Origin of the sequence: Dyella amyloliquefaciens (assembly GCF_004296575.1) — a bacterium.
GTDB classification, from domain to species: domain Bacteria; phylum Pseudomonadota; class Gammaproteobacteria; order Xanthomonadales; family Rhodanobacteraceae; genus Dyella; species Dyella amyloliquefaciens.
The window spans coordinates 184,921-205,997 of record NZ_SAYT01000005.1 but is presented as its reverse complement, the minus strand read 5'-3'; the positions used below and the strand labels follow the sequence as shown (position 1 = coordinate 205,997).

Annotated in this window: 21 protein-coding genes; 8 read left to right on the top strand and 13 right to left on the bottom strand. The window is 65.7% G+C overall.

Features of this window, described 5'->3' with window-relative positions; genetic code table 11:
* Positions 1 to 122 precede the first annotated feature (122 nt).
* Positions 123 to 635 carry a lipocalin family protein gene (locus EPB08_RS12790; protein WP_130619502.1) on the top strand — a complete coding sequence of 171 codons (513 nt, stop codon included), beginning with the start codon at positions 123 to 125 and terminating at the stop codon, positions 633 to 635.
* Between the two features lie 91 nt (positions 636 to 726).
* Here the strand turns inward: EPB08_RS12790 and EPB08_RS12785 are convergent, their stop codons facing one another.
* The 6 genes from EPB08_RS12785 to EPB08_RS12760 all read right to left on the bottom strand — a co-directional run bounded on the left by EPB08_RS12785 (position 727) and on the right by EPB08_RS12760 (position 6,517).
* Complete coding sequence (locus EPB08_RS12785) at positions 727 to 1,743, bottom strand: NADP-dependent oxidoreductase (protein ID WP_130619501.1); 1,017 nt, start codon at positions 1,741 to 1,743, stop codon at positions 727 to 729.
* Positions 1,744 to 1,760: 17 nt separating this feature from the next.
* On the bottom strand, positions 1,761 to 2,549 hold the full coding sequence (locus tag EPB08_RS12780) for an SDR family oxidoreductase (RefSeq protein ID WP_130619500.1): 789 nt from the start codon (positions 2,547 to 2,549) through the stop codon (positions 1,761 to 1,763).
* 16 nt (positions 2,550 to 2,565) lie between these two features.
* Complete coding sequence (locus tag EPB08_RS12775) at positions 2,566 to 3,336, bottom strand: SDR family oxidoreductase (protein ID WP_130619499.1); 771 nt, start codon at positions 3,334 to 3,336, stop codon at positions 2,566 to 2,568.
* A gap of 194 nt (positions 3,337 to 3,530) precedes the next feature.
* Positions 3,531 to 4,220, bottom strand: a complete 690-nt coding sequence (locus EPB08_RS12770) for a histidine phosphatase family protein (RefSeq protein WP_130619498.1) — start codon at positions 4,218 to 4,220, stop codon at positions 3,531 to 3,533.
* Positions 4,221 to 4,223: 3 nt separating this feature from the next.
* Positions 4,224 to 5,291 carry a phosphotransferase family protein gene (locus EPB08_RS12765; protein ID WP_130619497.1) on the bottom strand — a complete coding sequence of 356 codons (1,068 nt, stop codon included), beginning with the start codon at positions 5,289 to 5,291 and terminating at the stop codon, positions 4,224 to 4,226.
* Positions 5,288 to 6,517 (bottom strand): acyl-CoA dehydrogenase family protein, encoded by a 1,230-nt coding sequence (locus EPB08_RS12760; protein ID WP_130619496.1) that lies wholly within the window; start codon positions 6,515 to 6,517, stop codon positions 5,288 to 5,290. Before EPB08_RS12760 ends, EPB08_RS12765 begins: the two co-directional genes overlap by 4 nt.
* 66 nt (positions 6,518 to 6,583) lie before the next feature.
* Between EPB08_RS12760 and EPB08_RS12755 the strand changes: the two genes are divergently transcribed.
* From EPB08_RS12755 to prmC, 3 genes are all read left to right on the top strand, one after another.
* Positions 6,584 to 7,531 carry a LysR family transcriptional regulator gene (locus tag EPB08_RS12755; RefSeq protein WP_229238325.1) on the top strand — a complete coding sequence of 316 codons (948 nt, stop codon included), beginning with the start codon at positions 6,584 to 6,586 and terminating at the stop codon, positions 7,529 to 7,531.
* A 129-nt stretch (positions 7,532 to 7,660) separates the two neighbouring features.
* Positions 7,661 to 9,334: an FAD-dependent oxidoreductase gene (locus EPB08_RS12750; protein WP_130619495.1), complete on the top strand. Its 1,674-nt coding sequence runs from the start codon at positions 7,661 to 7,663 to the stop codon at positions 9,332 to 9,334.
* 100 nt (positions 9,335 to 9,434) lie between these two features.
* Positions 9,435 to 10,265: a peptide chain release factor N(5)-glutamine methyltransferase gene (gene prmC, locus EPB08_RS12745; protein ID WP_130619494.1), complete on the top strand. Its 831-nt coding sequence runs from the start codon at positions 9,435 to 9,437 to the stop codon at positions 10,263 to 10,265.
* A 102-nt stretch (positions 10,266 to 10,367) separates the two neighbouring features.
* On the opposite strand, the gene dxs is transcribed toward prmC, so the two are convergent.
* Positions 10,368 to 12,260 carry a 1-deoxy-D-xylulose-5-phosphate synthase gene (gene dxs, locus EPB08_RS12740; RefSeq protein ID WP_130619493.1) on the bottom strand — a complete coding sequence of 631 codons (1,893 nt, stop codon included), beginning with the start codon at positions 12,258 to 12,260 and terminating at the stop codon, positions 10,368 to 10,370.
* Between the two features lie 131 nt (positions 12,261 to 12,391).
* Here dxs and EPB08_RS12735 point away from each other — a divergent pair, with 131 nt between their 5' ends.
* Complete coding sequence (locus EPB08_RS12735) at positions 12,392 to 12,814, top strand: low affinity iron permease family protein (protein ID WP_130619492.1); 423 nt, start codon at positions 12,392 to 12,394, stop codon at positions 12,812 to 12,814.
* A gap of 15 nt (positions 12,815 to 12,829) precedes the next feature.
* Here the strand turns inward: EPB08_RS12735 and EPB08_RS12730 are convergent, their stop codons facing one another.
* Positions 12,830 to 13,432, bottom strand: coding sequence for an HNH endonuclease (locus tag EPB08_RS12730; protein ID WP_130619491.1), 603 nt, complete (start codon positions 13,430 to 13,432; stop codon positions 12,830 to 12,832).
* 253 nt (positions 13,433 to 13,685) lie between these two features.
* Here EPB08_RS12730 and EPB08_RS12725 point away from each other — a divergent pair, with 253 nt between their 5' ends.
* Both EPB08_RS12725 and EPB08_RS12720 read left to right on the top strand, forming a co-directional pair.
* Positions 13,686 to 14,450 carry a SapC family protein gene (locus tag EPB08_RS12725; RefSeq protein WP_130619490.1) on the top strand — a complete coding sequence of 255 codons (765 nt, stop codon included), beginning with the start codon at positions 13,686 to 13,688 and terminating at the stop codon, positions 14,448 to 14,450.
* Between the two features lie 199 nt (positions 14,451 to 14,649).
* Positions 14,650 to 15,051 (top strand): ester cyclase, encoded by a 402-nt coding sequence (locus EPB08_RS12720; RefSeq protein WP_130619489.1) that lies wholly within the window; start codon positions 14,650 to 14,652, stop codon positions 15,049 to 15,051.
* An 8-nt stretch (positions 15,052 to 15,059) separates the two neighbouring features.
* Here EPB08_RS12720 and EPB08_RS12715 read toward each other — a convergent pair whose 3' ends face one another.
* From EPB08_RS12715 to EPB08_RS12700, 4 genes are all read right to left on the bottom strand, one after another.
* Positions 15,060 to 15,773 (bottom strand): DUF899 family protein, encoded by a 714-nt coding sequence (locus tag EPB08_RS12715; RefSeq protein WP_130619488.1) that lies wholly within the window; start codon positions 15,771 to 15,773, stop codon positions 15,060 to 15,062.
* Positions 15,774 to 15,839: 66 nt separating this feature from the next.
* On the bottom strand, positions 15,840 to 16,313 hold the full coding sequence (locus EPB08_RS12710) for a GNAT family N-acetyltransferase (RefSeq protein ID WP_130619487.1): 474 nt from the start codon (positions 16,311 to 16,313) through the stop codon (positions 15,840 to 15,842).
* 288 nt (positions 16,314 to 16,601) lie between these two features.
* Entirely contained in the window at positions 16,602 to 18,377 is a 1,776-nt protein-coding gene (locus tag EPB08_RS12705; protein ID WP_130619486.1) for an acyl-CoA dehydrogenase C-terminal domain-containing protein, read from the bottom strand.
* 36 nt (positions 18,378 to 18,413) lie between these two features.
* Positions 18,414 to 18,896, bottom strand: a complete 483-nt coding sequence (locus tag EPB08_RS12700; RefSeq protein ID WP_130619485.1) for a hypothetical protein — start codon at positions 18,894 to 18,896, stop codon at positions 18,414 to 18,416.
* Positions 18,897 to 19,089: 193 nt separating this feature from the next.
* On the opposite strand from EPB08_RS12700, the gene EPB08_RS12695 reads away from it, so the two are divergent.
* Entirely contained in the window at positions 19,090 to 19,557 is a 468-nt protein-coding gene (locus EPB08_RS12695) for an SET domain-containing protein (RefSeq protein WP_130619484.1), read from the top strand.
* A 941-nt stretch (positions 19,558 to 20,498) separates the two neighbouring features.
* Here the strand turns inward: EPB08_RS12695 and EPB08_RS12690 are convergent.
* Positions 20,499 to 21,023: a GreA/GreB family elongation factor gene (locus EPB08_RS12690; protein WP_130619483.1), complete on the bottom strand. Its 525-nt coding sequence runs from the start codon at positions 21,021 to 21,023 to the stop codon at positions 20,499 to 20,501.
* Positions 21,024 to 21,077 lie beyond the last annotated feature (54 nt).

Genomic DNA, 21,077 nt, shown 5'->3' with positions numbered 1-21,077 from the left:
GCCGGGCGATGCGAATCGTCCGGCGTTTTTTTATGGGCAAGCCTGCGTGCTGGTGTGGCCGTCACGCCGTGCCGACCGTGGGTCCCCTATATCGAAGCTTGCCGACGCTCGGGAGCCGATGCATGTCCGCTGCAACGACCGTACCTTCGCTGGCCCGCGGCCTGGTCAACCAGCCGATCGCGCAGATCGATCTCGCGCGCTACGCCGGACACTGGCACGAGATCGCGCATTTGCCGATGTATTTCCAGCGGCAATGCATCGATCACGTGACCGCCGATTACACGCTGCGCACCGATGGCAAGCTCGATGTACGCAACGTATGCCGCACGCGCCGCGACGTCGCCGATGTCGCCGAAGGCCTGGCACGCCCGGGAAAGAGTGGGGCGGGATCGCTGGAGGTGCGCTTCGCGCCGGCCTGGCTCGCCTGGGTGCCGTTCGTGTGGGCCGACTACTGGGTGATCGACCTCGATCCCGACTACGGCTGGGCCGTGGTCGGCAGTCCAAGCCGGAAATACCTCTGGATACTCTCGCGCACGCCGCGCATGGAAAAGTCATTGTTCGACGAGCTGTGCGACCGCGCGGTGCTGCGCGGCTATACGGTCGACAAGCTGGTCATGACAGGTCGGGTGAGCTGATCGTGCCCGCGCAAGCGGGGCGGACGCCGAGTCGAATGCTTGCGTAACCCGGAGGCGACTTCATGCTCCGGGTCACGCGTCGCGCCGTAGCTCAGCCGTCTTCGCTCACGCGCAACACCAGCTTGCCCGTGTGGCTGCCATCGAACAGCCGATTGAGCACGGTAGGTGCGTTTTCCAGGCCATCGGCGACGGTTTCGCCTGCCTTGATCTTCCCGCTCATCACCCAGCCGACCAGGTCCTGCACGGCACCTTGCTGGTTCTTGTAATCGAAGGCGAGGAAGCCGCGGACGGTGAGGCGCTTGACGATGATGACGCTGTAGTCGTCGGAAGGTTTGCCGCCGCTGGCGTAGTTGGCGATGAGTCCGCACAACGCGACGCGACCGCCGTTGACCATGCGCGAAAGCACCGCGCGCATCACCGGGCCACCGACGTTTTCGAAGTTCACGTGCACGCCGTCAGGCGTGGCTGCCGCGAGTTGCTGCTTGAAGTCCTCAGCCTTGTAGTCGACAGCGGCATCGAAGCCGAGGTCATCGACCAGGTGGCGGCACTTCTCCGCGCCACCGGCGATGCCGACCACGCGCGCACCGCGCAGCTTGCCGATCTGGCCGGCGATGGAACCCACCGAGCCGGCTGCGGCCGACACCACCAGGGTTTCGCCGGCCTGCACCGGTGCGATCTCGGTGAGGCCGTAATGCGCGGTGATGCCGCTGAAGCCGCAGGCGCCGAGCAGGGTGGGCAATGCGACCGGCGGCTTGGGCGGCAGTTTCGCCCAGTAGTCCTTCTTGCCTTCGTCCAGCACGGCGTAGTCCTGCCAGCCGACGAGGCCCTGCACGAGATCGCCCACGGCGTAGTGGCTGGCCTTGGAGGCGACGACACGGCCGATGCCGATGCCGCGCATCACTTCGCCGATGGCGACCGGCGGCATGTACTGGGGCACGTCGCTCATCCACACCCGGTTGGTGGGATCCATCGACAGGTACAGCACGCGCACCAGCGCCTGGCCGTCCTGGAGTTCAGGCGTGGCCGTTTCGCGCAGCTCGAAGTTGTCCTGGCTGACGAGGCCTTCCGGGCGGGTCTTCAACAGCAGTTGGCGGTTCGTGTAAGTCATGGCGATAACTCCGTGGATCAGACAGCGCACGCGCCGCCATCGAGCACCAGCTCGGCGGCAGTGACGTAGCGGCTTTCGTCGGAAGCGAGATAAAGGACCGCGTAGGCGACATCGTCGGGATCGCCGAGTCGACGCAGGGGAATGCCGCGCACCAGCTTGCGCGTGGCTTCGTCTTCGCCAAGGGCGTCGAAGAAGGGCGTAATGATGCCGGTGCGAATGAACGCGGGGTGGATCGAATTGCAGCGCACGTCGATCTTCTGCCGCGCGCAGTCCACGGCCACGGACTTGGTGAGCATTGCGACCGCCGCCTTGGAGGTGTTGTAGGCCGTGTAATCCGGATCAACCTTGAAGGCGGCCAGCGAGGAGATGTTGATGATGGAGGCGGGCTGCGCGTCGCGCAGATAGGGCATCGCATGCTTGCAGCCAAGCATCACGCTTTCCACGTTGACGCCCATCACGCGACGCCACTCCTTCAGCTCGATGGCACCGATCGCGCCCAGCGAGCCGATGCCGGCGTTGTTCACCAGTACCGAGATGCCACCCATCGCCAGCGCAGCCTCCGCCAGCAGGCGTTCCCAGTTCGATTCGTCGCGGACATCCTGCGGTGCGGACCAGGCGACCTGGCTGCCCGCCTCGCGGTTGATCTCGTCGGCCAGCGCCGAAGCAGCATCGCCGTCGAGGTCAGTGAGGAACACCTTGGCGCCGTGGCGGGCCAGCATGCGCGCCATGGCCGAACCCAGGCCGCCCGCGGCACCGGTGATGAAGGCGCGCTTGCCGGCAGCGCGCAGGTGTTGCGGTGAAGTCATGCCTGTTCCCCTGGGTTCAAACGCTGAGATAGCCGCCATCGACGTTCAACACCGAGCCGGTGGTGTACGAAGCGGCATCGGAGGCGAGATACAACGCGGCGCCGGCCATCTCGGACGGCTGGGCCACGCGGCGCATCGGCACGTGTGCCAGCGCCTGCTTGAGGATGGCCGGTGTGTTCACCAGTACCGAGGCGAACTTGGTGTCGGTCAGGCCCGGCAGCAGCGCGTTGCAGCGCACGCCCTGTTCGGCACATTCCACCGCAAACGCCTTGGTCATCGAGATGACGGCGGCCTTGGTGATCGAATAGATGGCCTGCTGGAAACCGGGCACCACACCGTTCACCGAGGCGACGTTGATTATCGAGCCGCCACCGTTCTTCACCATCAGGCGCGCGCCATGCGTGGACATGTAGAAGTAACCGCGGATGTTGACGTCGATCGTCTTCTGGAACACCGACGGCTCGGTGTCGAGGATGTGACCGAAGAACGGATTGGTGGCGGCGTTGTTGACGAGGATGTCGAGGCGCCCATGCCTGCTTTCCACCTGTTCGTACAGCGATGCGATCTGCTCCATCTCGCCGATATGGCAGGCGATGGCTTCGGCGGAGCCGCCCGCGGCCGCGATCGCGTCGACCACTGCCTGGCAGTCGGCCTGCTTGCGGCTAGAGACGACCACGTGCGCACCCTGTGCGGCCAGCAGTTTTGCGATTTCCTCGCCGATGCCGCGGCTCGCGCCGGTGACGATGGCGATCTTGCCGGTGAGGTCGAACGGATTCGGTGCGGTCATGGGTGAGTTTCCTTGGAACTGCTAAAGATTGGTGAGTCGTCATTCCGGCGAAAGCCGGAATCCAGCGACTTGGCGCGCGCCCTTGCCGACCGTTGTGACGGGAAAGACACTGGATGACCAGCCTTCGGCTGTTATAAAGCGCCTCCGGCTTTCGCGGGAATGACGGGAGGTTGGGCGAGGAGGAAAGGTGAGGCTCATCGCAATGTCATCAGCCCGGCCTCGCCTGTGCGTTCCAGGTGTGGCCACGCGTTGTAGGTCACCAGCGTCGATGTGCGCGAACCTAGCCGAACCCGCGTCACGCCGGTGTTCACCAGCGGCCAGCTCAGGCGGAACGCCTGCGCCGGCGGCGTATCCAGCAGGGCGCTGGCGATCACGGCGATAGGGCCGCCGGAGGTGAACGCCCAGATGGTCCGGGCCGGATGCTCGGCCAGGGTCTGCAACGCGGCGAGTACGTTAGTGCGAAACGTGGCCCAGCTGCAGCTGTACTCGGCGTCGTATTCGCCGCTCGACCAGCGATCGAGTGCTTCGACGAACAGGCGCTGGAAGGCGCGGTGCGGATCGTCGCTCTGCTTCACGGCGGCGCGCAGTGCGCCCGGCGCGGCGAGGTCCGGGCGCAGGCGTGCAAGCAGCTCGTGGTGGTCGACTTCGTCCAGTCCTTGCAGCAGCAGTGAAGGCGGTGACACGCCCGCGGCGCGCAGGCAATGCTCGGCGGTATCGCGGTGCCGCACACGTGGCCCGATCGCGATCTGCTCCGGCATCGGCCCGCACTCGGCCAGCCACTCGCCCAGCAGTACGGATTGCCGTTCGCCCACCGGCGACAGCTGGTCATAGTCCTCGGCGCTGAAGCTGGCCTGGCCGTGGCGTATCAACAACAGCTCAGCCATGGCTCAGCCTTCGGCCGCAATCAGGCGACGGCAGCGCATGCCCATGTAACGCGCGGCGTCGCCAAAGCCGGCGAATTGCGGATTGGTGGTCTGGCCCAGCGCGTAGCGTCGGTAGATCTGCTGGATGATCACCATCAGGCGGAACAGGCCGAACACTTCGTAGAAGCCGAAGCGCGAGACATCCAGGCCGCTGCGCTCGCCGTAATACGCAACGACTTCCGCGCGAGTGAGCGTGCCGGCCTCATGCGTGGGCTGGCGACGAAACGACTGGAACACCTTGTCGTCGTCCGCCTGCACCCAATAGGCCAGCGAGCCGCCGAGATCCATCAACGGATCGCCGATGGTAGCCATTTCCCAGTCCAGCACGCCGATGATGTCCAGCGGGTTGTCCGGTGCCAGCACGACGTTGTCGAAGCGGTAGTCGTTGTGGATCACGCAGCTCGCGTTGTCATGAGGCGGCTGGCTTGCGGCCAGCCAGGCCATCACATCCTCACAGGGGTCGGAGCCATCAGTCGCCGCCTGTCGCCAGCGTTCGTTCCAGCCGGCCACCTGGCGCGCGATGTAACCCTCGCCCTTGCCGAGTTCGCGCAAGGCCGGTTGCTGCGTATCGACGCGATGCAGGTCGATCAACCGATCCACGAAGCCGAGGCAGAGCTGGTGCACGCCGTCGTGGTCCAGCCCCAGTTCGGGCGGCAGGTCGCGGCGCAGGATGGTGCCATTGAGGCGCTCCATCACATAGAAATCCTGGCCGATCACTTCCGCGTCGTCGCAACGCGCGAGGATCGCTGGCACGTAGGGATAGCTCGGCTTCAGCGCGTCCATCACGCGCGCCTCGCGCAGCATGTCGTGCGCGGATTTGGCCTTCGCACCGCGCGGCGGGCGACGCAGCACCAGTTCGCGGTTCGCGTAGCTGAGCAAATAGGTGAGGTTGGAGGCGCCGCCGGGAAACTGCTTCACCGTCGGCACCCCGTCGAGGCCATCGATGTGTTGCTTGAGGAACGCGTCGACGCGCGCGACGTCGAACGCATCCTCTTCGCGTACCGCGCGGGCCTGGTCGGGGATGGCGGTCATGCGTGGTGCTCCCGTGCGAGCTGCGCCTTGGCTTCGAGCTTGGCGATGACGGCGCGATGCACTTCGTCGGGGCCGTCCGCGAGGCGCAGCACGCGTGCGTAGGCAAACAGCTGGGTCAGCGGGAAATCGTCACTGAGGCCGGCGCCGCCGTGGATCTGGATGGCTGCATCGGCGGCCTGTTGCGCCACGGCGGGTACCACCACCTTGATCTGGGAGATCAGGCTGAGCGCCGCCTTCGGGCCCTGGGTGTCGAGCGTCCACGCCGTCTTCAACGTGAGCAACCGCGCCTGCTCGATCGCCATGCGCAGGTTCGCGACGATGTCCGCGTTGCCGCCGAGCTTGAGCAAGGGCTTGCCGAACGCGACGCGCGATTGCGCACGCTGGCAGAGCAGGGACAAGGCGCGTTCCGCTGCGCCCAGGGCGCGCATGCAGTGATGCACGCGACCGGGACCGAGGCGACCCTGCGCGATCTCGAAGCCGCGTCCCGGGCCGAGGATGATGTTCTCCACCGGCAGGCGCACATGGCTGAAGCTGAGTTCGCCGTGGCCCGAGGGTTCGTCGTAATCGTGGAACACCGGCAGCATGCGCTCGATATGCACGCCCGGTGCGTCCAGCGGACAGATCACCATGCTGTGGCGGCGATGCGGTTCGGCCTCCGCGTCGCTCAGGCCCATGAAGATCACGAAGCGGCAGTGCGGATGGCCGAGTCCGGTGGTCCACCACTTGCGGCCATCGAGCACTACCTCGTCGCCTTCGATGCGCGCGGTGGCCTGCATGTTGGTGGCGTCGGAGGAGGCCACGTCCGGCTCGGTCATCGCGAAGCCGGAGCGGATCTCGCCGTCGAGCAGCGGTTGCAGCCAGCGTTCGCGCTGTGCGCGAGAGCCGTAGCGATGCAGCACTTCCATGTTGCCGGTGTCCGGCGCGCTGCAATTGAACACCTCGGGCGCGATGAACGAGTGGCCCATGATCTCGGCCAGCGGCGCGTACTCGAGATTGCTCAGGCACGGCCCGCCTTCGAGATCCGGCAGGAACAGGTTCCACAGGCCAGCGGCGCGTGCCTTGGCCTTCAGCTGCTCCATCACCACGGGCTGGCGCCAGTCGCGGTGGTCGGCGCTGCCGCTGAGCTGGGCGGCATAGACGGCCTCGGCGGGGGCGATCTCCTCGCGCATGAAGCGGTTGAGGCGTTCGGCCAATGCCTGGGTGCGATCGGAAACGGTGAAGTCCATAACGGTTCTCCTGATTCCGTCGCAGCCTACGCCGGTGACATCCAATGATTGAAATGAATATGCTTTATGGCAGGTCATCAATTCCATGAATGCCTTGCCGATATGGACCGCATCGATCTCAACCTGTTCCGCGTGCTCGACGCCATCTATACCCATGGCGGCGTGAGTGCCGCGGCACGCGCCCTGCACCTGACCCAGCCGGCGGTCACCCACGCATTGGGGCGACTGCGCGATCAGCTGGGAGACCCTCTGTTCGTGCGGCAGGGCAACCGGCTGCTGCCCACCGACAAGGTGCGCGCGATGATGCCCGCGGTGCAGTCGCACCTGAAGGGACTGCTGGCCAGCGCGCACACGCAGGCCACGTTCACTCCGGCAAGCCTGCAGATGGAATTCGCGATCGGCTTTCGCGACATCCTGGAGTCCATCGCCCTGCCGCGGCTGGTGGCGGAGATCGGTCGCGAGGCGCCCGGCGTACGCCTGGTCAGCCGCCGCGTGGCAGCCGACGAGATGGAACGTGAGTTGAGCGGCGGCTCGCTGGATTTCATGGTCGATCGCCCCCTGCGTGCCGGTCCGCGCATCGCGCACCAGCATCTGCTCGACGACACGCTGGTGGTGGCGATGCGTCGGGATCACCCGTTCGCCCGGCAACTGTCGCGGGCGGACTACCTCGTCGCGCAACACGTCATCGTCTCGCCGCTGGGCGAGGCAAACGCGCTGGATACCCTGCTCGGCCAAAACGGCCTGTTCCGCGAGATCCGCATGGTGGCGCAGCACTATTTCGCGGCATGCCAGATCGTCGTCGCCAGCGATCTCCTGCTGACCGTGCCGAAGGCTTATGCCGAGCATCTGAAGCCCGTGCTGCCCATGGCGTTGCAACCGCTGCCGATACGCATCAGGGCGATACCGATCCTGGCCTACTGGCACGAATCCAAGGACGACGACCCGGCGCATGCCTGGTTTCGTGAACGCCTCGTCAAGTCGATTACGGGTGCCATGCAGGCGTCTTCGACCTGACTTGCGAGCGACACGCCAGCGGGCGCACGATGCGAAGAGCGCCGTGCGCAGCCCCGCTGCACGCGCCGAGATGACTCCAGGAAGCGCCTGGCAGCGCCACGCCGGGCCGATGCCATGACGAGGTTTCGCATGTCCGAGCAGTCTGCGCCCGAGGTCGTCTACGACCCGACGGATCCGATGAACCGCAAGGAGCAGATGTTTCCGCGCCTGGATCCGTCCATGGTGCAACGCATCGCCCCGTACGGGCATGAGGAGCATGTGGCGGCAGGCACCGTGCTGTTCCAGCGCGGCGAACGTGGCGTGGATTTTTTCCTGGTGCTGGATGGCCTCGTCGAGATTTTCGATCTCGACAAGCATGGTCATCCCAACGTCTTCACCATGTACTCCGCGCGCCAGTTCAGCGGCGAGATGAACATGTTCAATCGTCGAGCCGTCATGGCATCGGCGCGCGCTGCGATGGACAGCCGCGTGATCCGCGTGCACGCCGCGGATTTCCACCGCATGGTGGCCGCCGAGGCGGATATCAGCGAGATCATCATGCGTGCCTTCATCCTGCGGCGCGTGGGCCTGATCCGCATGGGTTATGGCGGCGTCGTGGTGGTGGGGCCGGGGCATAGCGCGGACACGCTGCGCATCGAGCGCTTCCTCGTGCGCAATGGCTATCCGCATCGGTTGATCGATACCGAGCTCGATCCCGATGCCGAAGGTTTCATCGAATGCTTCCAGCTTCGTCGCGAGCAGTTGCCCGTGGTGATCTGTCCCGAGCGATGCTTCCTGCAGAACCCCAGCACGGCCGAGCTGGCGGATGAACTCGGGCTCACCGAAGTCATCGACGCGGATCACATATACGACGTGGCCGTCGTGGGCGCCGGGCCGGCGGGCCTTGCCGCGGCCGTGTATGCGGCATCCGAGGGACTCTCAACCATCGTGCTCGAAGGCATGGCGCCGGGCGGGCAGGCCGGTACGTCGTCGAAGATCGAAAACTACCTGGGCTTTCCCACCGGCATCTCAGGCCAGGCACTGGCGGGGCGCGCGCAGGCGCAGGCGCAGAAGTTCGGTGCGCGTCTGGCCGTGTCCCGGCAGGCGGCGAGTGTCGACTGCAGCGCGCAGCCCTACCGGTTGCGGCTGGACGATGGGCAGATGGTCACTGCGCGGGTCGTCATCGTCGCCACTGGCGCGCGCTACCGCAAACTGGATGTGCCCGGCTATGCGCGCTTCGAAGGCGAAGGCATCCACTACGCGGCGACGGCGATGGAAGGGCAGTTGTGCGCGAACGAAGAAGTCGTGGTGGTAGGTGGCGGCAATTCGGCGGGGCAGGCGGCGGTCTTCCTGTCGCGCATCGCCAGGCACGTCCATGTGCTGGTGCGTGCCAACGGTCTGGCAGCCACCATGTCCGACTACCTCGTGCAGCGCATCGCGCAGTCGCCTTCCATCACGCTGCATGCGCGCAGCGAAGTGGTGGGGCTCAACGGCGATCCCCGCCTGCAGCAGATCGTCTGGCGCAACCGCGACAGCGGTGAGCTCACGGCGTGCGAGGCGGGCAACATGTTCGTGATGATCGGCGCGGAGCCGAACACCGACTGGCTGAGGGACTGCCTTGCGCTGGACGAGAAGGGTTTCGTGCTGACCGGTCGTTGCGCCGAAGGACATCTGCTCGAATCGCCGTATGCCACCACCCGGCCGGGCATCTACGCCGTGGGCGACGTGCGCGCCGGCTCGGTCAAGCGCGTGGCCTCCGGGGTCGGCGAGGGTTCGGTGGTGATCCAGGCGGTGCACCACTACCTGCATCCGGAAGCTGTCTGAGCGCACGTGCGCAGGCACTACACTGTCGGCCTTTCGACCCGGGAAGCCGTCATGTCGCCCACCTCATATCGATTCAGCACCGTCCATCAGGTGTCGCGTCGTGGCTGAGGTGCGCCACGCTCTCGCCAGTGCGGCGGCTGCGCTTGGCGATCGACTCGAGGCGGAACTGTTGCTGGTGCACGTGCTTGGCAAGCCCCGCAGCTGGCTGATCGCGCATGCGGACGACGAGCTGGAAGCCGCGCATGCGACGGCGTTCGATGCGCTGGTGCAACGTCGCGCCGGTGGCGAACCGGTGGCCTATATCACGGGCCATCGTGGTTTCTGGTCGCTCGACCTGGAAGTGACGCCCGCGACGCTGATTCCCCGGCCTGAAACCGAGTTGCTGGTGGAACTGGCGCTGGACCGTCTGCCTGTCTCCGTGCCGGTACGCGTAGCTGACCTGGGCACCGGCAGCGGTGCCATCGCACTCGCCGTCGCCCATGAGTGCAAGAGCGCACAGGTGCTGGCCACCGATGCCAGCGAGGCAGCACTGGCCGTGGCGCAACGCAATGCCGCGAGGCTGGGTATTGCCAACGTCGCGTTCGCGCAGGGCGATTGGTTATCGCCGTTGCACGGCCAGGTGTTCGATGTGATCGCGTCGAATCCGCCCTACATCGAAGCGGACGATCCGCATCTCGGTCAGGGTGACCTGCGTTTCGAACCCGCCAGCGCGTTGGCATCGGGCGACGACGGATTGGATGACATTCGCCGCATCGTCGGTGACGCGGTGACGCATCTCAAGCCGGATGGCTGGCTGCTGATGGAGCATGGCTGGAACCAGGGCGCGGCGGTGCGCGCGCTGCTGGAGCAGGCGGGTTATCGGGAGGTCTTCACTGCGCAGGACCTGGAACAGCGCGATCGCGTTTCCGGTGGCCGCCGCCCCCTTGATTGATCGTTGCAGGAGCGCACCCAGTGCGCGACCTCAAAGAGGATGCCCTGTGTTGCGGTCGTGCACAGGGTGCGCTCCTACAGCCGGGAGCGCAGCCGGGTAGCGTCAGCTCGCGCTGGCGACGCTCGCCATCGTCAGCTGGGGAAATCGCGCGCGGATCGCATTGCGGATGCTGGGCAGGTCCAGGCCTGCCATGGTCAGCACTTCCTCGCGGCTGCCGTGTTCGAGGTACGCGTCGGGCAGGCCCAGGTGAAGGATCGGCTTGACGATGCCGTGCGCCGCGAGGCACTCGGCCACGCCACTGCCCGCGCCACCGGCGATGGCGTTGTCTTCCAGGGTGACGAAGGCGTCGTGCGTCTTCGCCAGCTCGAGAATCATCGCCTCGTCCAGCGGCTTCACGAAACGCATGTTGACCAGCGTGGCGTCGAATTCGGCAGCGATCTCGGCGGCCGGCGCCAGCATCGCGCCGAAGCTCAGCAGCGCGAGGCCGCGACCGCGGCGACGCATTTCGGCCTTGCCGATCGGCAGCGTTTCCAGGCCCTTGCCGAGCGGCACGCCCATGCCGGTGCCGCGCGGATAACGCACGGCGGCCGGTCCGTTGAACTGGAAGCCGGTGCTCAACATCATGCGGCACTCGTTTTCGTCCGCCGGCGCCATGATCATCATGTTCGGCAGGCAACGCATGAAGGTCAGGTCGAAGCTGCCCGCATGCGTCGCGCCGTCCGGACCGACCACGCCAGCGCGGTCGATGGCGAAGGTGACGTCGAGGTTCTGCAACGCCACGTCGTGGATCGCCTGGTCATAGGCGCGCTGCAGGAAGGTGGAGTAGATCGCCACCACCGGCTTGGCGCCCTCGCAGGCCATGCCGGCCGCCAGCGTCACCGCGTGCTGCTCGGCGATCGCCACGTCGAAGTAGCGCTGCGGGTATTCCTTGGAGAATCGAACCAGGCCGGAGCCTTCGCGCATGGCGGGCGTGATGCCCAGCAGGCGCTCGTCGGCGGCCGCCTGGTCGCACAGCCAGTCGCTGAAGATGTCGGTATAGGTCGGCTTGGACGGGCCGGACTTCTTCACCAGGCCGGCCTGCGGATCGAATGGGCCCACCGCGTGGTATTCGATCTGCGCCTGCTCGGCGGGCGCGTAGCCCTTGCCCTTGGTGGTGATGACGTGCAGCAGCTGCGGGCCGGGCAGGTCCTTCACCGTGCGCAGCGCGGCCAGCAGTTGCGGGACGTTGTGGCCGTCGATCGGCCCGGTGTAGTGGAAGCCCAGTTCCTCGAACAGCGTGCTCGGCACGAACATGCCCTTGGCGTGTTCTTCCCAGCGCTTGAAGAAGCGGCCGAACAGCGACTGCTTGGGGATCGCACGCTTGGCGCGTTCGCGCAGCGCGTTGAGGCGGCGGCTGGACATGGCGCGCGCGGCCATCTTGGTCAGCGCGCCCACGTTCTCGCTGATCGACATGCCGTTGTCGTTAAACACGACCAGCATGTTCGGCTCCACGTCGCCGCCATGGTTCAGCGCCTCGAACGCCATCCCGGCGGTCATCGCGCCGTCGCCGATCACCGCCACGAACTTGCGCGGGTCGCCCTTGCGCTGCGCGGCGATGGCCATGCCCAGCGCGGCCGAGATCGAGGTGGAGGAGTGGCCGACGCCAAAGGTGTCGTACTCGCTTTCCTCGCGCCGCGGGAAGGGCGCCAGGCCGTCCTTCTTCTTGATCGTGGTGATGCGGTCCCGGCGACCGGTCAGGATCTTGTGCGGGTAGCACTGGTGGCCCACGTCCCAGACCAGGCGATCGTTCGGCGTGTCGAACACGTGGTGCAAGGCCACCGTCAGCTCCACCACGCCCAGGCCGGCGCCGAAATGGCCACCGGAGCTGGCCACGGCTTCGATCAGGTACTGGCGCAGCTCGTCGGCGACGGCAGGCAGCTCCTCGTCGGAGATGCGTCGCAGGTCTGCCGGCGTCTCAATGGTCGCCAGATGGGGGAAGCGGGACAGGTCGGTCATCGGCATATTGTTGGCCCTGAGGGAGGGCGGGGCAAGGGCGATCAAGTGAAAACTTGCTGTTGATCCATGCACATGGCGCAGACATGGGGGACGCGAGGCTGCCCGAGGGTTGTCCGCCGAGGGTTCGTCACATGAGTGCGCACAGGCTGTTCCCGCGCTTTGCCGAAGCCGTGGCCCGCTGGTCGGGCCGGCCGACGGCGTTCGTGCTGGCGGTGCTGGTCGTGGTGGCCTGGGCGGTCACCGGCCCCATGTTCCACTTCGGCGATACCTGGCAGCTGGTGATCAATACAGGCACCACCATCGTCACCTTCCTGATGGTGTTCCTGATCCAGAACACCCAGAACCGGGATTCCGTGGCCCTTCAGATCAAGCTGGACGAGCTGATCCGCAGCTCGTCCGCGCATAACGCCTTGCTGAACCTGGAAGAGTTGGACGATGTCGCGCTGGACCGCATCCGGCGCCATTACTGCCGGTTGGCCCATGAAGCTGCCTCGACCGTGGCCGATGACATCGAGCGGGAGCTTGAGGGGGCGGAACAACGGGCCCGGTCCTGAACCCGCATGGCGTGGTCAGGCCATGTGCTCCCGACGGTCGCGCGGCAGGTGGCTCACCAGAAACTCCATCTGGTCGACCAGGATATTGCGGTTGGACAGGATCAGGTGCTCCACCCAGCTCGGCCGGTAGGGAACGGCCAGCAGCGGCATGTTGGCCTGCTGCGGGGTGCGGTTGGCCTTCTTGAGGTTGCAGGCCAGGCAGGCGCTGACCACGTTTTCCCAGGTGTCCTTGCCGCGCTTGGAGATCGGCAGCACATGGTCGCGAGTCAGTTCGCCGCGGCTGAAGCGGTCGCCGCAATACAGGCAGAGGTAGCGGTCGCGGGCGAACAGGGCGGTATTGGTCAGTGCCGGCGCCGGATCGATGGCGTGCTCACGGCAGTGCCCGGTGCTGGCGATGATGGGGTGCAGGGAAAGCTGGCTTTGCAGTCCGGTGGCGCGATTGTGGCCGCCATGGACGGTGAGGCAGGGATCGCCCAGGGTCCAGGCTACGGCGTCGCGAACATAAAGGCAGACCGCCTCCTGCCAGCTAATCCAGTCCAGAATCCGGCCGGCGGCATCCAGCGAAAGCACGCGGGTCGAATGAAGATCGACGACGCGGCCAGGTACTTCCATCAGCATGCAAAACCGTCCTTCAACCCAGGGGAATGAACGTTCAGGCGCTGCAACGATGCTCGTAACGAGTCCAGCATAGACCAATTTCGTTACAGAACACACGCAAATGGTTGTCCGGGCAGGGAGAACCGATCCTGAGCAAGGGTGTTCTCCGGGCCTCAGGCGCTGATATAGTGTTTGTTCATCTGTAGACCCGGGGCCGGGTTTGGGAGGGGGAGCCTGGGTGGCGACCCCGGCACGGCAGGGAGAGGTAGTAATCGTGGCTGAAGTTCTTTTCTACGAGCGTCCCGTTCCGCTCAACCGCAATGACCACAAGGATCTGCGCATCAAGCCGATCCCGAACCTGAAGTTCGCCCGGACCGTGCACTCGGTGCCGCTGACCGGCGTGGAATTCGCCGCTGCCGCGCGCGACCTGCCGATCCTGTTCGGTGGCCAGTCGGTGGCCGACGCAGGTCCGATGGCCCTGCTGGGTCTGCGCCAGAACGAAAACCTGTTCGTCGACGCCGATGGCGTGTGGGAACAGAACATCTACATCCCGGCGTTCGTGCGCCGCTATCCGTTTGTGCTGGCCGAGAAGCCGGCCGGTGCGGAAGGCGACGACTTCACCGTGTTCCTCGACGAAGCCTATGAAGGTTTCGGCACCTCCGAGGGCGACCGTCTCTTCAAGGAAGACGGCAGCGATTCCGACATGCTGGCCAACGCCGTGCGTTTCCTCGGCGAATTCCAGCAGCACGTGTCGCGCACGCAGTGGTTCATGGAGCAGCTGCGCAAGCACGACCTGCTCGAGCCGCGCAACATCCGCCTGGAGAAGGATGGCAAGGCCATCAACCTCAACGGCCTGTTCGTGGTCAGCGAAGAAAAGCTGCGCCAGCTCGACGAGAAGACCACGCAGGAGTTCCTGAAGGAAGGCGTGTTCGGCTGGATCTACGCCCACCTGCTGTCGCTGAGCAACATCGATCGCGTGTCGATGCGCCTCAGCCAGCGTGAGCAGGCCGAAGAAGCGACCTCCGCGCTCAAGAACTGATGTTCCGGCGCCGCGGCATCGATCGATGCCGCGGCGCTACCCCATGGCGCGCAAGGCGCCGTGCTGGCGGACCGCCTCGATGAGGCCGTCCTCACATCCTCCAAGCATGCTCAGGCGATATGCTGATCCCTCGCGGGACCTCGGCGTCTTCACCCTGGGCGCGTGCAGTGCATCCGCGGTTTCCCTATGGGGCAACGGTATGTCGGAGCAGAACAAGCGGGTCGTTCTGGACTATGTGGATGCGTTCAACCGCGCCGACCTGGACGCGGTGTGCGAGCTGTTTGCCGCGGATGCCCTGATTCACGGTGCGCTGGGCTGGGGTGGGCTGGATGTGGCAAGACCCATATGGAATGACCTCATGCGCTGCTTCCAGACGAGCCTGGAAGTGGATGGCGTGGTGGCCGAAGGCGACACGGTGGCCGTGCGCTACACCGAGCGTGGCCGGTCGGTGGGCTCGTTTCGCGGTGGCCCGGTGACCGGGCGCGACTACGAGATGGTCGCCATGGAGTGGTTCGTGGTGAAGGAAGGCCACATCGAGCGTCGTTGGGGCGCTCGCGATGCCGCCCTGATGTTCCATCAGCTGGGGTTGCCGCCCGCCTAGCCGGCAGTTCAGGCTGCCCTGTCGTACCGCAGGCTGGGCCGCCAGTCGGCGCCGCGTCCTTCCGGAGTGCAGTCGAGCAGGTTCCACAGCGGCCAGATGACGTCGACATGGCGTGGATCCTGGCCGGGTTCGCATGCCACGAACATCAGTTCGCTGCACCAGGTGTGGTGGATCTGCCCATCGCGCCTCACGAACACGTTGAGCGCAGGTATCTGTCGGCCATCGGCGGTTTCGCCGTGGTAGTCGGCGTTGTACGTGTTGTGCGCGGATGACAGCAGGTGCAGGTGGCGCCAGCCGCGTTCGCGTGCGAAATGCCTGATGCGTGATACGGGCGATTTGGCCACCACCGCCACGTTGGTGCGCTGGCGCAGGTGGGGCATTTCGCCGTCGAGCGCATCGAGGATGGACGAACACGAGGGGCAGGGCTGCGCCATCGTCGGGCCGAACATGAAGCTGTAGACGACCAGGCTGTCCTTGCCGTCCGCGAACAGATCGGAGAGCCGCCGTTGGCGCTCGACGTCGGCATCGATCGGCGTGTCGCCTTCGTCGTCGAAGAAGTAGTCCACCGGCACCGGGCCACCCAGGGGCAACGCGCGCCTCAAGGCGGCGACGTCTTCCATCTGGCGGCGCAGGGCCATCTCGGCGAGCAGCAGGCGGTCACGCGCGCTGCGGTAGGCAGCGCTTTCGGCGGGGAATCGGACGGCATGCAAAGGCTGGCTCATGGCACTCCACCTCTGGCAGCGGCCGCGTGCGCCGCGGTCAGGCGCCCCTGTACATGGTGACGCGTATCAGCGTACCGGTTTGGCCAGCCTCAGCAGGTCGGCGGCATAGCCGGCGTTCTCGTAGATCGCGCGTGCCCTTTCATTGCCGGGAAACACGGCGAGCGTCACCAGTTGGCAGCGGTGCTCCCGTGCCCACGCCTCGGCATGTTCGAGCAGTGCGCGACCGACGCCGCGGCCTTCGTAGTCCTTCTCGACAGCCAGGTCGGAGATGTGGCAGTTGCTGCGGCCCGTGAAGTAATCCTGGGTCTTCTGCAGGTGGACGAAGCCCACCGGTTCGCCGTCGTCGTCTTCGGCAACGAACAGGAAGCTGTTCGCCGGTTGTTCCTCGAGGTGGCGCAACAGATCGTTGCGGATGCCCTCGATGCATTCATGGCGTCGCCGCCATGGCGGCAGGGTGAAATCCACGAAGCGAGGCACCAGCCCCAGGATGAAATCGTCATCGTCCTCGGCGAGACGAATCAGGTACGTGGCGTCGCTCATGCGGGCTGCCCGGACTAGCGAGAAGGGTGTGCCGTTTCTACACCCAGTCGCGGCCTTGCGGGTAGTGCCTGGCTCATCTCCCCCAGGCTGTGGGAGCGCACCCTGTGCGCGACTGGGGCGGAGATTTGCCTCGCCAGGAAGCGACATATCTTGATCCGGCAGACCTGTTTCGCGCCCGCGACGATCGGGCGTGGCGGTTGCCCCGCCTCTGCGGTCGCGCACAGGGTGCGCTCCTACAGGAGATTTGGCCTCAAAAAAAGGCCCTCTCGGTGAGAGGGCCTCTCGTCATCAGGCAATGGCGGGGAGGGTGTCCACGCCGGCCTCGATGGCCGCCTTGTGCATCAGGCAACGCGGCAGGATGCGCGCGAAGTAGAACTTCGCGCTGTCGCGCTTGGCCTGCTTGAACGACTCCTGCTGGCTGCCGTTGGCCAGAGCGGCGACGTTGCGTGCCCACATGTAGGCGAGCGTGATGTAGCCGGAGTAGTACAGGTAGTCGCTGGCGGCGGCGCCGAGTTCTTCCGGGTTGGCCATCACACGCTGGGCCAGGGACAGGGTGAGGTCCGCCCATTCCTTGGTGTAGGTCGCCAGCGGGGCGATCAGGCCGGCGAGCGCCGGATCCTGCATGTGCTGCTGGCAGAACGCCTGGATTTCCTTGGCGAACACCTTGAAGCCCGCGCCCTGCAACTGGAGGATCTTGCGACCCAGCAGGTCGGCCGCCTGGATGCCGGTGGTGCCTTCGTACAGCGTGATGATGCGGGCGTCGCGGACGAACTGCTCCACGCCGTTCTCACCGATGTAACCGTGGCCGCCGTACACCTGCAGCGCTTCCTTGGTGCACTCCTGCGCGAGTTCAGTCACCACGCCCTTGGCGATCGGGATCAGGAAGGCGACGAGGTCGCTGGCCGTCTTGCGGGTGGCTTCATCGGCGCCGCGCGCTTCGATGTCGGTCTGCAGCGAGGTGTACAGCAGCAGCGTGCGCGAAGCTTCCACCAGGGCGCGCTGGGTCAGCAGCATGCGGCGCACGTCCGGCTGCACCAGCAGGTTGTCGGCCGGCTTCTCGGGGAACTTCACGCCCGACAGCGAACGACCCTGCAGGCGCTCGCGTGCATAGTTGAGGCTGTTCTGCAGCGCACGCTCGGACAGCGCCAGGCCCTGCACGCCCACGCCGAGGCGCGCGGCATTCATCATGGTGAACATCGCGGCCAGGCCCTTGTGCGGCTGGCCGATCAGGTAGCCCTCGGCGGCGTCGAAGTTCATCACGCAGGTGGCCGAGCCCTTCAGGCCCATCTTGTGCTCGATGGCGCCGGCGGCGACGCGGTTGCGCTCGCCCAGCGAACCATCGGCATTCACCTTGAACTTCGGCACGATGAACATCGAGATGCCGCGACTGCCGGCCGGTGCGTCGGGCAGGCGGGCCAGCACGAGGTGGATGATGTTTTCGGCCAGGTCATGCTCGCCGGCGCTGATGAAGATCTTGGTGCCGGTGATCTGATAGCTGCCGTTCTCGCCGGGTTCGGCGCGCGTCTTCAGCAGGCCCAGGTCCGAACCGGCCTGCGGCTCGGTGAGGCACATCGTGCCGGTCCAGCGGCCTTCAACGATGGGCTTGAGGTAGGTGTGCTGCTGCTCTTCGGTGCCGTGCAGCTCCATCGCGTGGCAGGCGCCTTCGGACAGCAGCGGGTACAGGCTCCACGACAGGTTGCCCGACTGGAAGATCTCGGTGGTCGCGGTGCCCATCACGTTCGGCAGGCCCTGGCCGCCGAAGTGTTCGCCCTGGGTGAGGCCGGTCCAGCCACCTTCGGCGAAGGCCTTGAACGCTTCCTTGAAGCCCTTGGGCGTGGTCACCGTCTGCGTGGCTTTGTCGTAGACGCAGCCTTCCTGGTCACCGCTGGCGTTGAACGGCGCAAGCACCGCTTCGCTCAGTCGACCGGCTTCCTCCAGCACGGCGTCCAGCAGGTCCCGCGTGTGGCCGTCGCCACCCTGCAGCTTGGTGAGAACGGCTTCGGCACCGAGCACGTCGAAAAGGGTGAAGCGCTGGTCGTCGAGAGGGGCCTTGTAGATCGTCATGGCGAAGTTCCTTCGTTGATGATGCGGGCGCGGTGTTCAGCGCCAGGTGTTAGGGATGCCCGGCACCGGCGAAAGCCAGTCGTTGCCGTGGAAAGAGAAATCGCGCGCCTTGTCTTCCTGTTCCGGCTTGGCGTGCGCACTGCCGATCACGCTGTAGGGCACGCTGCCTGCGCTGCCCTTGGCCGCCGCGGTCTTCAGCGTGGCCGTCATTTCCGGGGTGGGGAGGACGTCGATCTGGGTGACGTCGGCCGCAAACGGAGGGATGTCCAGGTCGAAGCGGCTGTGCAGGCGCACCGGCACCAGCTCCGCGACCTTCAGTTCACCGTCGAGCGAGCTGAAATCCATGCTGCCGTAGCTGTTGTTCTGGATGCGAACGGTGAGGCGCCACTGGCCGTCGGGCCGCGTGGTCATCTCCTGGATGCTCACCGTGGGCGGAAACACGCTTTTCTTTGGCGGCCCGCAAGCCACCAATCCGGCCACCAGAGCTCCGAGCGCTACATAGCGAAGCAGTCGTCCCATGGATTCACCTCAAACGATTGTTTGAATCTTAGCAGGATGACCGAGCCCTCTGTCACGGGGTAGGTCATCGTCCCGGTGATCTCAATCTGGCTGCGATCACGACCGCGTGACGAACGTCCGTGGTGGCCGGGAGGTTCACATGGCGCAGCGCAACAGGCATCATCGCCTGCTCCCCTGACCATCTGGTTTGCTCATGACCCGACGTATCGTTGCCCGCCGCTCTCCCATCCACGGCAATGGCGTGTTCGCCGTCGCCCCGATCAAGAAGGGTGAGGAAATCATCGAGTACAAGGGCACGTTGATGACCCACGTCGAAGCAGACGTGCTGTACGGCGACGGTGGCGAGACGGGACACACCTTCCTGTTCACGCTCAACGACTATTACCTGATCGATGCCAACCGCAAGGGCAACACGGCGCGCTGGATCAACCACAGCTGCGATCCGAACTGCCAGGCGTTGATCGAAGAGGCCGAGAATGGCGATCCGCGCAAGGATCGCGTGCTGATCGAGGCGATCCGCAACATCAAGCCCGGCGAAGAGCTGACCTACGACTACGGCATCACGCTGGATGTGCCGCATACGGCGCGCCTGAAGAAGTTGTGGAAGTGCCTGTGCGGTTCGAAGAACTGCACGGGGACGTTGCTGAAGGCCAAGCGCTGAGCGTTACCGCTCCTGTAGGAGCGCACCCAGTGCGCGATTGCCTTTGGCCTCAGTCTTTCCGATTCGTCACTCCTGCGAAGGCAGGAGTCCAGTGACTTTCGCTCCTGATCTGGCGCTCCCGCGAGCTTGCTCGCCTGCCGCGGGCTTCCGGACCGCTGCCGCGGCCCGGGTCACTTTCTCTTGCTTGCCCAAGTCCCACAGGGATTAGCTTCGCGTCAGAAAGTAACCAAAGAGAACGGCACCCCGCGTGGCGCTGGCCGGGCTGCGCCCAGCCAGTCCGTGAGGGGCGGTCGGACTTTTCGACCGGGCTCCTGCCCGGACGAAAAGTGCCCGACGTCCTGTCGGGCACCCCTGCGGGGCCTGATCGTCCACCCCTCACCGCCACACAGAGGAGGTTTGACGGCTCGTGCCACTGCGCGGCACATCGCGTCGCGGAGACTTTGGGAGTCGTCGTTCGTTGTGGGAGCGCACCCAGTGCGCGACCGTAGAGGTGATGCCCCACGCCGCGGTCGAGCACTGGGTGCGCTCCTACAGGGGCGTTCCATAGGCGACGTTGTGGCTAGCACCCGCCCCTCACCCCAGCCCTCTCCCCGGAGGGGAGAGGGAGCGAAGCGGGCGCGGCTTTAAGTCCTCAGCGCATTGGCGCGTTGCGGTGTAGCCGCCAGCTATTGGCGAAGGCGGTCGCAATCCGGGCTCCGGACTTCTTCAGGCTTGTATCCCACACCACGCTATGAGCCTTGGCTCTAAAGGCCGTTTTCTTTGGGTTACTTTTCTTTTGGGCCAGCAAAAGAAAAGTGACTCGAGCGCCGGCAGGAGATCGAAACGCCCGCCGCGTGGGTGGCACGCTGGCGGCAGCGTGCCTACCCAAGGCCAAACACTGCTCTCTAAAGAAACACAAAAATCCAGACCGAGGCGAGAGGCCCCGCGCACAGGGTGCGCTCCTACAACGGAGCCTGGGTGTCGCGCTCGTCGTCGGGATACTCGATGGCGACGATCTCCACCGTGAGGTCGCCTGCCGGCCGCTGCCAAACGACTTCATCACCCACTCGGGCACCGAGCAAGGCCACCGCCAGCGGCGATACATAGCTCACCAGTCCGTGCTCCACGTCAGCCTCGTCCTCGCCCACGATCCGATAGCGCGCCTCGCCTTCGTCGCTGTCCACGGTTACCAGCGCACCGAACGCCACGCGATCGCGCGGCTGCTGTGACAAGTCCACTTCGATGGCGCTGCCCACACGCGCGTTGAGCCAGCGCAGCTTGCGCTCGAGGGCCGCCAGTTCGCTCTGCTGGGGCAGTGTTTCGGCGTCGACGCGCAACGCGTCGCGCCGCTCGCGTGCGGCGACCAGGCGCGCCCGCAACTGGGAAATGCCACGTGGTGTCACGTAGTTGGCGTGTTCGCTGAGCGGGAGGTCCGGCAACCGGTCGCCAGCGGACTCGTCCGCGTCCTTGACGAAGGAGCGGCTCATATCGTGCCTCCTGCGCCAGAGGTTCCGGCGCACATTCATTGAGTGACATGGCGG